This window comes from Pseudomonas extremaustralis, assembly GCF_900102035.1.
Classification (GTDB): Bacteria; Pseudomonadota; Gammaproteobacteria; order Pseudomonadales; family Pseudomonadaceae; genus Aquipseudomonas; species Aquipseudomonas extremaustralis.
On record NZ_LT629689.1, the window covers coordinates 39,059 to 50,865 of the forward strand.

12 protein-coding genes and 1 tRNA gene are annotated in these 11,807 nt (G+C 55.5%); 4 read left to right on the forward strand and 9 right to left on the reverse strand.

Features of this window, described 5'->3' with window-relative positions:
* Positions 1 to 155 precede the first annotated feature (155 nt).
* The gene (locus BLR63_RS00205) at positions 156 to 899 is read left to right on the forward strand and encodes an amidotransferase (RefSeq protein ID WP_010563775.1); all 744 of its coding nucleotides are present in this window, start codon (positions 156 to 158) and stop codon (positions 897 to 899) included.
* Here BLR63_RS00205 and BLR63_RS00210 read toward each other — a convergent pair.
* From BLR63_RS00210 to BLR63_RS00220, 3 genes are all read right to left on the reverse strand, one after another.
* On the reverse strand, positions 877 to 1,848 hold the full coding sequence (locus BLR63_RS00210) for a magnesium and cobalt transport protein CorA (RefSeq protein WP_010563776.1): 972 nt from the start codon (positions 1,846 to 1,848) through the stop codon (positions 877 to 879). The two genes, BLR63_RS00205 and BLR63_RS00210, sit on opposite strands and share 23 nt — an antisense overlap.
* An 86-nt stretch (positions 1,849 to 1,934) precedes the next feature.
* Positions 1,935 to 2,675, reverse strand: coding sequence for a lysophospholipid acyltransferase family protein (locus BLR63_RS00215; protein WP_010563777.1), 741 nt, complete (start codon positions 2,673 to 2,675; stop codon positions 1,935 to 1,937).
* A 212-nt stretch (positions 2,676 to 2,887) separates the two neighbouring features.
* A complete protein-coding gene (locus tag BLR63_RS00220) occupies positions 2,888 to 3,580 on the reverse strand; it encodes a crotonase/enoyl-CoA hydratase family protein (protein ID WP_010563778.1) in 693 nt (230 codons plus the stop codon).
* Between the two features lie 320 nt (positions 3,581 to 3,900).
* Between BLR63_RS00220 and BLR63_RS00225 the strand changes: the two genes are divergently transcribed.
* Positions 3,901 to 3,990, forward strand: a tRNA-Ser gene (locus BLR63_RS00225).
* 555 nt (positions 3,991 to 4,545) lie between these two features.
* Here BLR63_RS00225 and BLR63_RS00230 read toward each other — a convergent pair.
* The gene (locus BLR63_RS00230; RefSeq protein WP_010563779.1) at positions 4,546 to 4,914 is read right to left on the reverse strand and encodes a helix-turn-helix domain-containing protein; all 369 of its coding nucleotides are present in this window, start codon (positions 4,912 to 4,914) and stop codon (positions 4,546 to 4,548) included.
* Between the two features lie 305 nt (positions 4,915 to 5,219).
* On the opposite strand from BLR63_RS00230, the gene BLR63_RS00235 reads away from it, so the two are divergent.
* Together BLR63_RS00235 and BLR63_RS00240 are read left to right on the forward strand one after the other, a co-directional pair.
* Entirely contained in the window at positions 5,220 to 6,047 is an 828-nt protein-coding gene (locus BLR63_RS00235) for an EAL domain-containing protein (RefSeq protein WP_010563780.1), read from the forward strand.
* Between the two features lie 146 nt (positions 6,048 to 6,193).
* Positions 6,194 to 7,846: a methyl-accepting chemotaxis protein gene (locus BLR63_RS00240; protein WP_010563781.1), complete on the forward strand. Its 1,653-nt coding sequence runs from the start codon at positions 6,194 to 6,196 to the stop codon at positions 7,844 to 7,846.
* 68 nt (positions 7,847 to 7,914) lie between these two features.
* On the opposite strand, the gene BLR63_RS00245 is transcribed toward BLR63_RS00240, so the two are convergent.
* The 5 genes from BLR63_RS00245 to BLR63_RS00265 all read right to left on the reverse strand — a co-directional run bounded on the left by BLR63_RS00245 (position 7,915) and on the right by BLR63_RS00265 (position 11,721).
* Positions 7,915 to 8,955: a DMT family transporter gene (locus tag BLR63_RS00245; protein ID WP_010563782.1), complete on the reverse strand. Its 1,041-nt coding sequence runs from the start codon at positions 8,953 to 8,955 to the stop codon at positions 7,915 to 7,917.
* A gap of 61 nt (positions 8,956 to 9,016) precedes the next feature.
* Positions 9,017 to 9,352, reverse strand: a complete 336-nt coding sequence (locus BLR63_RS00250) for a hypothetical protein (protein ID WP_010563783.1) — start codon at positions 9,350 to 9,352, stop codon at positions 9,017 to 9,019.
* Between the two features lie 90 nt (positions 9,353 to 9,442).
* Positions 9,443 to 10,102 carry a M24 family metallopeptidase gene (locus BLR63_RS00255; RefSeq protein WP_010563784.1) on the reverse strand — a complete coding sequence of 220 codons (660 nt, stop codon included), beginning with the start codon at positions 10,100 to 10,102 and terminating at the stop codon, positions 9,443 to 9,445.
* Between the two features lie 101 nt (positions 10,103 to 10,203).
* Positions 10,204 to 10,782, reverse strand: a complete 579-nt coding sequence (locus BLR63_RS00260) for a DUF4337 domain-containing protein (protein WP_010563785.1) — start codon at positions 10,780 to 10,782, stop codon at positions 10,204 to 10,206.
* A gap of 54 nt (positions 10,783 to 10,836) precedes the next feature.
* Positions 10,837 to 11,721, reverse strand: coding sequence for a LysR family transcriptional regulator (locus BLR63_RS00265; protein WP_010563786.1), 885 nt, complete (start codon positions 11,719 to 11,721; stop codon positions 10,837 to 10,839).
* Positions 11,722 to 11,807 lie beyond the last annotated feature (86 nt).

The following is an 11,807-nucleotide window of genomic DNA, read 5'->3' on the forward strand; positions in this document are numbered from 1 at the left end:
GCGAAAAGCGAACAAGCGACAAGCGACAAGGATGTCGCGTTTTCGTCAACGTTCTTCGCGAGCAAGGGGTGCATGGCTAGGGCTTGCGTTGTGGGGGTATTTCGAGGCACGCTCTCGGGTGTTCAATATTCCCATCGCCGTGTCAGGTATTTTTTATGTCGCTACGCGTCTGCATCCTGGAAACCGATATCCTGCGTCCAGGCTTGATCGATCAATACCAAGGGTACGGGCAGATGTTCAAGCGCCTGTTCGCCAAACAGCCGATCCCCGCTGAGTTTGTCGTGTACAACGTGGTGCAGGGTGAATACCCATCGGACGACGAAGTGTTCGACGCCTACCTGGTGACTGGCAGCAAAGCCGACTCCTTCGGTACCGACCCTTGGATACAGACCCTCAAGACTTACCTGCTCAAACGCTATGAACGCGGCGACAAGTTGCTGGGCATCTGCTTCGGCCACCAATTGCTGGCGTTGCTGCTGGGCGGCAAGACCGAACGCGCCGGCCAGGGTTGGGGCATGGGCATCCACGACTACAAACTCGATGCCAAGGCCCCGTGGATGAGTCCCGAGGTGCCAGAGCTGACGCTACTGATCAGCCACCAGGATCAGGTGACGACCTTGCCGGACAATGCCACAGTCATCGCCTCCAGCGAATTTTGCCCGTTCGCCGCGTACCACATCGGCGACCAGGTGCTGTGCTTCCAAGGCCATCCAGAATTTATCCACGATTATTCCCGCGAGTTGCTGGAGATTCTTCAGACGACTCTGGGCGAAAAGGTCTACACCAACGGTGTGGCGAGCCTGGAGCGCGACCACCACGGCGTCACCGTGGCGGAATGGATGATGCGCTTTGTGGCCCACAAGCCCGAGGCGAAGGTTAAAGCCAGCCCGAGCGCTTGAAGCTGGCCCACAAGCCCGTGCATCCCGTGGCAATAAACCCGAGCACTGCAAAATAGCCGTAGTGCCATTGCAGCTCGGGCATGTTCTGGAAGTTCATCCCATAGATCCCCGCTACCGCCGTGGGGAACGCCAGGATCGCCGCCCATGCGGCGAACTTGCGCTGCACCACGCTCTGGCGCGAGGCCTCGAGCAGCACACCGATTTCGATGGTCTGGCTGGCGATATCGCGCAGGGTGGTGAGGTCTTCCATCTGCCGTGTCACGTGGATTTGCACGTCACGGAAATACGGGCGCATGTTCTTGTCGATGAACGGGAAACTCAGTTTCTGCAGCTCCTGGCTGATCTCCACCATCGGCGCCACATACCGCTTGAGTCGCAGCACGTCGCGGCGCAAACCGTGGAGGTTCTGAATATCGCGCTCGCTCAGTGAACTGCACAGCACGTTGCGCTCCAGCTCATCGATCTCGGCGTGGATTGTCTCGCTGACGGGTTGATAGTTTCCGGTGACGAAATCCAGCAGCGCGTAGAGTACGAAATCTTCCCCATGCTCCAGCAATAGCGGCCGCGCCTCACAGCGCTGACGTACAAAGCCGTAGGACGCCGAATGACCGTTGCGCGCCGTGATGATATAGCCGCTGCCGGCAAAGATATGGGTCTCGATAAATATCAGCTTGCCGTTCTCGCGCACCGGTGAATAGGTCACGATAAACAGCGCATCGCCGAAGGTTTCCAGCTTCGGTCGGCTGTGTTTCTCCAGGGCGTCTTCGATGGCCAGTTCATGCAGATTGAACTGGCGCTGCAGGTTGGCCAGTTCCAGGGCGCTGGGTTCTTCGAGGCCGATCCACACAAAGTGGCCCGGTTTGGCAGCCCAGGCCGCGCCTTCGTCAAGGGTGATATCAGTAACTTTTTTTCCGGCGCTGTAAACGGCGGCCGCGACAACTCTACCCATGGTGCTGATCACTTCGTATTAGGAGGACAGATGTTGGGCAGCTTAGCCTGAATGGCGTTCATTTGTTGCTGACGAAAGTCGCCCCCCTACAGACCGCGCGGTGCCCCGGCGCTTTTCAGTTCAAGGTCCATCGCCTTGATGCACGCGTCCATCTGCGCCTGACAGGCCTGCATTAACCGAGGGATGTCATCCGAGGTCAGCCCGACTGTAGGAATCGGCGGCAACGAGCGTATGAGCACATCGCCGCTGTTCCAGCGATTAAGCCGCATATGGGTGACGTAGTTACTGACACATACCTGCACGATGGGCACGCCGGCGGCAATCGCCATATGGAATGCGCCTTTCTTGAACGGCAGCAAGCCTTTGCCCAGGTTGCGCGTGCCTTCTGGAAACACCCAGATCGACGTGTCTTCATGTTGCAAGGTTCGGGTTGTGGTCAGCATCGCGCGACGCGCCTGGTGCGCATTGCCACGGTCGATCAACACATTGCCCGCCAGCCAGAACAACTGGCCGAACAGCGGCACCCATTTCAGGCTTTTCTTGGCGATACACACGGTGCGATGGGGCACCACGGTGCCCAATACAAACAGATCATAGTTGGACTGGTGGTTGGCGATGATCACGCAGGTGCCGGGCTTGTGGCGCAGCGAGTCCACATCGGCCTTCACCTTCAGGCCCAGCAGCCACATGGCCGGCAGCGCATAGAGGCGAGCACATAGGCGGCTGTTGTCCGGGTTGAACGGTCGGCAGATACCGATCAGCACGCCCAGCACGCCGGCGAACATAAAATGCAGGCTCATCAACAACATACGCAACAGAAAAAGCATCGACACGGCCCATGGGGACAAAGGTGGCGCAGTGTACGGTTGTGCACTGTATTCGGCAATTGCCCCTGTAGAGTGGGGAGATAGGCGATGTTTAAGTACATGTTTCAACATCTGCCAGCATCGGCAGGCTAGAGCGTCTGAAGAAGATTCGGATTCATGTGTAAGAAAAAGCCCGACTCAAGGTCGGGCTCTGACACGGCAGCAGTAGGCGCTTAACTCAAAATATGGCCTTGATCCTGGAGGATTGCATCGTCCAGCGCTTCCAGCAGCGCCTTACGCACTTTCAGCTTGGTTTGCTTGTGGGCGTTCATATTGAGCTTCTTCAACTGGCGTGCCGCTTCCAGCGCGGCCGCATGCAGCTCTTCCGGGGCCACCACTTTATCGAGGAAGCCGGCACCCAAGGCACCTTGTGGGTCGAATATCTCGGCATTGATCACCGAGCGATGAAACGCCGACTTACGCAGACGATCCCGCGCCAACTCGATACCGGCGTGGTGCATGGTCATGCCAATCGCCACTTCATTCAGGCCAATGCTGAACGGGCCTTCCACCCCAATTCGATAATCCGCCGACAACAGCAGGAACGCGCCCTTGGCCACCGCATGTCCTGGGCACGCCACAATCACCGGGAACGGGTGCGACAACAGACGACGCGCCAGCGTCGAGCCCGCCGTCACCAGGCCGACCGCCTCTTTAGGACCGGCCGTCATCACCTTCAAATCATAACCACCCGACAAGATCCCCGGCGTGCCGGTGATGATCACCACCGCCCGGTCTTTCTCCGCCTGGTCCAGCGCTTCATTAAAGGCATTGACCACCGCAGGAGAAATCGCATTCACCTTGCCGTTGCTCAACGTCAGGGTCGCGATACCGTCTTCCAGGTGGTAGGAGATCAACTCACTCATGACGCGGTTCCTTATAGAGTTGTTATAGAAGTGCATGCGCAGACGTTACCCACCACGCCCGCCCTGGTAAAGCACCGTGACTGACTGGCCAGTCAGTCTTTTCCTGTGCGCTGGGTGTTGAAAGCCCTAGGGCGGGGCGCAATCGCCGTTCCAGACCCGCGCGGCCAATGCCTAAGAATGGCAGAATCACCGCCCTTTGCCGGGCTTGGCCCGGCATACCCGTCTAACCGCATGAAAATTCTGAAAAAAACCTTTGCCATCAGAAAGGCTTTCGACTACATTAGCGCGCCTCGACAGACTGAACTGGTTTGACGAGATACGGTGAAGTGTCCGAGTGGCTTAAGGAGCACGCCTGGAAAGTGTGTATACAAGAAATTGTATCGAGAGTTCGAATCTCTCCTTCACCGCCACATTCGAAACGACAAAACCCCTGAAAACGTTAAAGTTTTCAGGGGTTTTGTGTTTTCTGGGGGCGAAAAAGGCCCGTATGGGAACGTCCGTGGAAATACAGTCTGTTGGGTTGCCCGCGTCCAAATCCTCGTTGACGGGGCTGCGTTACTATCCTTTCCTCTGTTAGCAATCGCTATTTTTTTGCCTGATAGCCTTATGCTGGTTTCGGGTTGGATGATTACAGCGCTCGGTTGGATTTTTTATGAGTGTTTGAGTCGCTGCAAGCGAGTGGTGGCGGGTTGGAAAATGTTCCTCCCGAGAGAGTGCAAGTATCGGTTTTTACATGCATTGATGAGGTTTTGAACCCCTGGCTAGTTAGATGTATGGCAGTTATTGCTTTGTTCATTGTTATTTTACAAGTTGTAATTCGAGGTTGCTGAAGATATTCCCGGATGATCCATCATCAGCAATAACGGGAATAAATGTATGCATTTCCAGGCTTAATTAAGCTTGAATAACACCTACAATAAAAAACAACGAAAAGCCCCATGAACCGACTCAAGATTGTTCTCTATCTATTGGGTAGACCGGTCCGTATATTTCTCTTGCACTCGATTTCTCAGGATTCTCTTGGCCGCCCCAACAATTTCTTTCAGCGAGATTTCATCAGCCTGGTAGGCAATGTCGCATAGGTGGTGGCGGAGGTTCGCCGTGGTGGGTTCAGCAGGATCCTGATTGGAGAAAAACGCATCCAGTCCCACTCCCAGGACCCTGGCGATTTGCTCCAGCATCTCGATGCTTGGGGCGTATTCGCCTCTCTCGTAACGACTCACGGTCATTGACTCGCACCCCAATGCTTCCGCAAGGGAGGCTTGTGTCCATTTATTGTCTAGTCGTAAGTGCTTGATTCGCTTGCCTATAGTGATGGTGGCATTCTGCTTCATGGGAAATATCACTTAAAATCAAATGCTTACACCTATTTACCTTCCCAGGAAGATCAGAAAAAGGCTAGATTGCTATTATTTTATAGCTAATTTCAGTATAGTCATTTTTTGACTATCTGAACGATGTTGAATTGCTAAGGAATTTTCCCATGGACGCAGAAAATTATGCCTGCAGGAAAATGCGATTGATTTCTGGTGTCTGCAGGCGTCAGCGCTTGGATAGAGCTACCAAGAATTTATTTGCTATTACAGGTCGAAAAAAACGGCTCCTACTGCCTACGTTCGGGTAACTGGGGGTCACGTTTATGCTCACACCGTCCCACAATCCACAACTGATACGGCAAAGCAAGATCGAACAAGCCTTGCATCAGGTCGATATTGAGCAAGAATTCAGCCTGGTTTTTCAGCCGGTGATTGATTTGCGTAGCCGCCGGACTGTCGCGTTCGAAGCATTGGCACGTTGGAGCAGCCTGGAGCTGGGTGACGTCCCGCCCTGTCAATTTATTCCGATTGCCGAGCGGATCGGTTTAATCAATCGCTTGAGCACTCATCTGCTTGGCAAGGCCTTGATGATTGCCGCTGATTGGCCCCCGCACATCAGTCTTTCTTTTAACTTGTCTACACACGACTGCGCGTCGGACGAAGTGGCCGAGCAAATAGTTTCAATTATTCAGGAAAGTAACTTTGATCCCCGGCGACTGGATCTGGAAATAACTGAAACAGCCATTATGCAAGATGTTGTTAAAGTGCAGCATTCTATTGATCGATTCTGCCGGTTAGGTTGCGGTGTTGCCCTTGATGATTTCGGTACTGGATACTCCAGTCTGAGCCAGTTACTGTCGTTGGCGTTTACCAAGATAAAAATAGATCGGGCTTTTGTCATAGGGATTGATGAAAACCCGGTCAGCTACAAAATCGTAAAGTCGCTGGTCGCTTTAAGCAGGGATATGCAGCTGGAATGTATAGTCGAGGGCGTGGAAACCCGTGAGGAGTTGGAGGCGCTGATTAGTCTGGGGTGTTTTTTTGTTCAGGGCTATTACTTTGCGCGGCCTATGTGTCATTCGGATATAAATGGCTGGCTTAAAGAAAATTCAATGGCGGGTGATGTGTCGGAAGCGAGTGTCAAGCGCTGACCATGATTCAGATATCGCAAGGGTTTTCTTATGCCACAGTCTAGTCCTGTCTCCAACAGGTATCATGCCGAACATAACGAGCCACCTTGATAGTGAAAGTCTGGATTAAAAATACACATCTTTAAAACTAATACGGATTTTAGATAATGAAAGATATTCTCTCTGTAAAGGCCAGGCTCGGCCTTGGCTTTGGGTCATTGTTTTTACTTGTCTTGATAATTTCAGCGATTTCTATTTTTTCACTGAGTGACGCTAACAATCGCTTTTTCAGGTATGTGGATGGTATCGGTAAGCGAAAAGAACTTTCTTCAGAATTGTTGCTGGCTGCTCAGCAACGTGCTGTTTCGGCAAGAAATCTGGTTCTGATCAATTCATCTACGGTTCGGGTCGATGAAAAAAATATTGTCAATAATGCCCACCGAAAAGTGGGTGAGTTATTACGTGAATTGACGGCGTCGGTAGAAGCGATGTCGCCCGGTGAAGAGCGAGTCGAAGCTCAACGTTTGATTTCAGACATTCAACAGATCGAGTCTTTGTACGGGCCGGTGGCTTTGAATATTGTCGATCTGGCACTTAATGGGGATAAAGACGCGGCAGTTGTAAAAATCAATAATGATTGTGAGCCTCTGCTGAGGAAGCTGGTTGAGGTGGTGACTAAATTTATCGCGCTTGAGGAACAAACCAGCGCAGCCAACGTCATGCATTCGCAGGACGAGTATGAGTTACAGCGCAATCAACTGATTGCTTTTTGTCTGGTTGCGGCGATCATCGCTTTGGCTCTGACACTGGTAATCACTCGCGGATTGGATCGAGCATTAGGCACGGAGCCCTCCATTCTTTCCGGTATTGCCCAGCGAATTGCCTCTGGCGATATTCGAGCTATCGATGAAATTAAAACAGCTAGGCCTGGAAGCGTCCTGGCCTCTTTTGGGCAAATGCAAGCCAGCCTCAGTGCGCTGATCAGTGAGGTTCATAACTCATCGAATGTGATATCAGGTTCTGCGCAAGAGCTTTCAGCGGCCACGGAGCAAACCCGTATGGGGGTCAGCCAACAACGCCTGGAAATTGATCAGGTCGCTACGGCAATTCATGAAATGGCCGCCACCGTGATGGAAGTTGCACACAATTCCGAAAGTGCAGCGAACGCAGCGGCGACGGCGGATCAGCAGGCACAGACCGGCGGAGTCACGGCCAAGCAAGCGGTAGCACAGATTGAGCATCTGGCTACCGAAGTGTCGAATACGTCGCAAGCTATGCTTCGTCTCAAACAAGAGAGTGAACATATTGAGGGCGTACTTAATGTCATCAAGTCTGTAGCGGATCAAACTAACCTTCTTGCTCTAAATGCTGCCATTGAAGCGGCCAGGGCGGGCGAAGCGGGGCGTGGTTTTGCAGTGGTGGCTGATGAGGTGCGCAATTTAGCCAGGCACACGCAAGGGGCAACTCAAGAAATCGAAACACTGATTGCCAGCTTAAGAAATATTTCTGAGGACGCTGTTGAGCGAATGGAAGTATGCCGTGGCCTTACAGATAAGGCTGTGCTTCAGATTTCCGACACAGATGTCTCTGTCACCGCGATCACCACGATGATCAGCAATATCCAGGAAATGGTGCGACAGATTGCGACGGCTGGAGAAGAACAAAGCGCGGTCGCTGAAGAGATCAGTCGGAGTGTCACTCGCGTTCGGGATATTTCAGATCAGTCTGCTGCTTCCAGCGAGCACACAGCGGCCTCTAGCATGAGCCTGGCCAAACTGGGTGGTACGTTGAAACAACAACTGGAAAGATTCCAGATTTGATAAAGCCTGGAGCTGGATCTGCATAAACACTGGGCGACTTTCTGTCGCCCATTACATCTTCAGTCTGCTCAATGCCTATGCCGATGATGCACATCCGGAAAGTGCGCATGGCTATGCCTCATCGCATTGTGTGTATGCACATGGCTGTGTGGCACCTTCGCATCCCACTCAAACCCATGCTCATGCTGATGATGCTCATCATGCACATGCCAATGCCCGTGCTCTGTCGCTTCATGCAGATGATCGTGGGCGTGTCGTTCCGTCAGGTGCAGCCACACACCCACGGCCATCAACGCCGACGCAATCCAGAAAGCCAGCGTCACCGATTCCCCCAGCGCCAGCACCGCAATCGCGGCACCCAGGAAGGGCGCTGTCGAAAAGTAGGCGCCGGTACGCGCGCTTCCCAACCCGCGTAGCGCCAGCACAAACAGGACCAGGCTGATGCCATACCCCAGGAACCCAACCAGCAAGATAGGCGCCAGCTGCGCCACGCCGGGTACCTGTGCGCCGAGATAAAGCGCCAGGCCGCCATTCACCGCCCCTGCAATCAAGCCCTTGGCCCCGGCGATAAACAGCGCATCCGACGCGGATACCTTACGCGTCAGGTTGTTATCGATCCCCCAGCACAAGCAGGCCAGCGCTACCGCAAACGGCCCCGTCCAGTCATGGCTTGTGCCGCCGCCGTCCGACCATGACAACACCACACCGCCCAGTACGATCGCGATCATCCCGAGGACGATGCGCCGGTCCGCGTTTTCTCGGAACACCAGCCAGGCGATAACAGCAGTCAGCACCGATTCAAGGTTGAGCATCAGCGAGGCGGTCGCGCCGGCGGTGCGGGTCAGGCCGAACATCAGGGCGACGGGGCCAAGGATGCCGCCGAACGCAATGGCGCCGAGCAGCCAGGGCCATTCCGAGGGGGTCAGTCCAGGCGATTTCCAGCCGCGATCGCGCAACAGGCGTACAGCGGCGAGTCCGAGACCACTGCCGAGGTAGAGCAGGCCGGCAAGCAGTATGGGCGAGAGACCCAGGCCGAGGTTTTTGGCGAGGGGGGTGCTGGCGCCGAACAGGGCGGCGGCGGCGAGGGCGTAAACGATGCTGAGGTTCATGGGCCATCCTCGAGAGATTGGCCCATGATACTTCGCAGGCTTTGGTTAACGCCTGGCGATTTTACTGCGCGGTTTTCAACTTGATCACATCACCGGAAATCTTGGTGGTGTAACCGCTGAGTACCCATGCCCAGAACCAGTTTTCCTGAACCTGGGTATTGATCAGCGCGTCGCCGCCTTTTGCCTTGATGGCAGCGTCTTGGGCACGCACGAAACGGCTGTTCTGGCCGATTGGGATAACGCCGAAGAGCATGATGCCGGTGGCGCTGGCTTCACTGTGACCCAGCACGGTGTATTGGCTGCTGTCGTATTGCGGGGATTTGATGGCGGTGCCAGTGCAGCCGGCGAGGGCGAAGCCGAGAACAGCTGCTGCAACTACTTTACTGACGTACTTCACTGAGTAACTCCATGGGCTAAAGCCCGAGATTCAATTCTCGGGGGGCGGTACTTTAATCGCTCCTGTAACAGATTGAAAACAATCGTCCCTTCAGGCCAGCAAGTCTTCATAAAAGGCACCGTAAGGCTTGCACGGATGGGCAATCTGGATTTCCAGAATCCACAGTCCGGCGTTCGGGTAGTGCTCGAAGTCACCCAGGTCGCCGCCGCGATGGATCGCATGGGGGAAGTCGCTGACCCGGTGTCCCTTGATGTCGAGGTTCAAGTCCCAGCCCATGGCTTGGGCTTGTTCTTCGGCGTAGCGGTAGAGCTCGAGGCCAATGACCTGGTGGTCTTTCCAGTGTGCCTGCACGCGGTCGAACAGGTCTTTGGCGGCGTTGGCGCAGGCGATCATGTCCGGGTCGTTGCCAGTGGTGAATGTGGCGCCGGCGTCACCTTCGTGGCCTTGCCATACCGCGCCCATGTCGATGAAGAAGATGTCGTTGTCGCCCAGTATCGGGTCGCCTTCGGAGCGTTGCTTGAAGGTCTTGAGGGTGTTGGCGCCGAAGCGCACCAGCAGCGGGTGCCAGATGCGTTGCATGTCGAGGTCGGCGAGTACTTGCTTGCCCAGTTCACGGGCTTCGGACTCCAGCATGCCGGGGCGGATGCGCTGGGCCAGTTGTTCGATGGCCTGCCAGGTCATCGACTGGGCGTAACGCATGGCGTCAATGTTGTAGGCGGCGCCTACGGCTTCCTTGGGGTGTGCGGACACCGGTATCTCCTCGGGCTAGGCTGTACTGATCGTTATGCTTTTTACTATATAGCGATCGAGTGGCAGAGCCCAAGTGCAAAGATGCTGTTGTGGCGAGCGCCTCAGATATGCAACCAGGCCAGACTCCCCAACACCACCGCCACGCCAGCGGCTGTATACGACATACGCTTCAACCATTCCCGGCGCGTCAGCAACGTAATCGCCGCCAGCGAAATCGCGATCTGAATCGCGGTCATCGCCTGGGCCCAGCGATGATGCTGGTGCAGCGCCTGTTCGGACTTCTCGTCCCATTCCTTTGAGGACGCTTCGAGCTTTTCGGCCTGGCGGCGCACGTCTTCCTTCTGGGTTTTATAGCGCTCGATTTCATCCTTGTAATGCGCCGCATCCACGCCGGGAATATGGGTGGCCAGTTCCGCCAGGTTCTGCCGGCTGGATTTGGCCTGGTAGTAATTCCACTGGTTGGCCGCTTCAGTCTTGATGATGGCAGCGTTGTTCTTGTCCATCGCCGCTTCGCTTTCGGTGGAGCCGGCCTGATAGCTGAGCATGGCGCCGAGAGTGGCCATGAGCGCGGTCATCACGGCAATACGGCTGGCGAAATTGTCACCGCGACCGTGGGCATGTTCGGTGGTGTGTTCGATGTGTTTTTCGTGGGGGCTGGGGACTTCGAAGGCTTCGGACATGGGGGCGTCTGTGAAGGGATTGAGGGACTCTGATTCTTCACCAGTGAAGCTGTCTCAAGCCTGTACGTAACGCTGTAAACCCTGCACCAGTGCATCGAACATCACTCGGCAGCGCGGGCTGTTGCGCAGGTCTTCGTGCATGGTGACCCACGTGTCCATCCTGAGCGCGAAGGCATCCGGCAAAACGCGCTGCAGGCGTGGGTCGCGCTTGGCCAGTTGCACCTGGCAGCCGCCAATGCCGGCACCGGCGCGGATCAGCGCCAATTGCGCCAGGTCGCTGTCGCTGCTGAGGGCGAATGCGCTGCGCTCGAAGCCCTGGATGGCCAGGCTGCGGATAAAGGCGTTTTCCTGGTCAAAGCCGATCACCGAGTGGTGCGCCAAATCGTGCATGTGCACAGGGACGCCGTGTTGCTGCAGGTAATCGTCGCGAGCGTGCAGGCCGACTTCGATCAGGCCTACGCGTTGTGCCAGCAATTGTTCCTGGCGGGGTCGGAGCATGCGTACGGCGATGTCGGCTTCCAGTTGCAGCAAGTCGCTCAGGCGGTTGGTCAGGACCAGTTCCACCTTGAGGTGAGGATGTTGCTGGCGCAATTGGCTGATGATCGGCGGCAGCACCTCCACGCCGACCACTTCGCTGGCGGACACGCGCACCACGCCACGCACCTCGTCGCCGTGGGATGAGGCGGCGCGCTCCAGGGCGGCAGCGGTACGCGCCATGGTCTCGGCGTGGGGGCGCAGCGCCTGGGCGACCGCCGTCGGCAGTAAACCTGTCGGTGAGCGGGTGAACAGTACGACGCCCAGCGCCGTTTCCAGCGCGGCAATATGCCGGCCGACCGTGGGCTGTGTGATGCCGAGCTGCCGTGCGGCGCCCGACAACGATCCCTCCTCGAGTACGCCGAGGAACGACCGGTAGAACTCCCAACCAATATTCAATGCCATGCATAAATGTATAGCTGCTGGATGAAGTTCGGCAATTTATCTATAGCTTGCCCACGCTCAGGATGAACCCTTCTAGTTATTGCGGG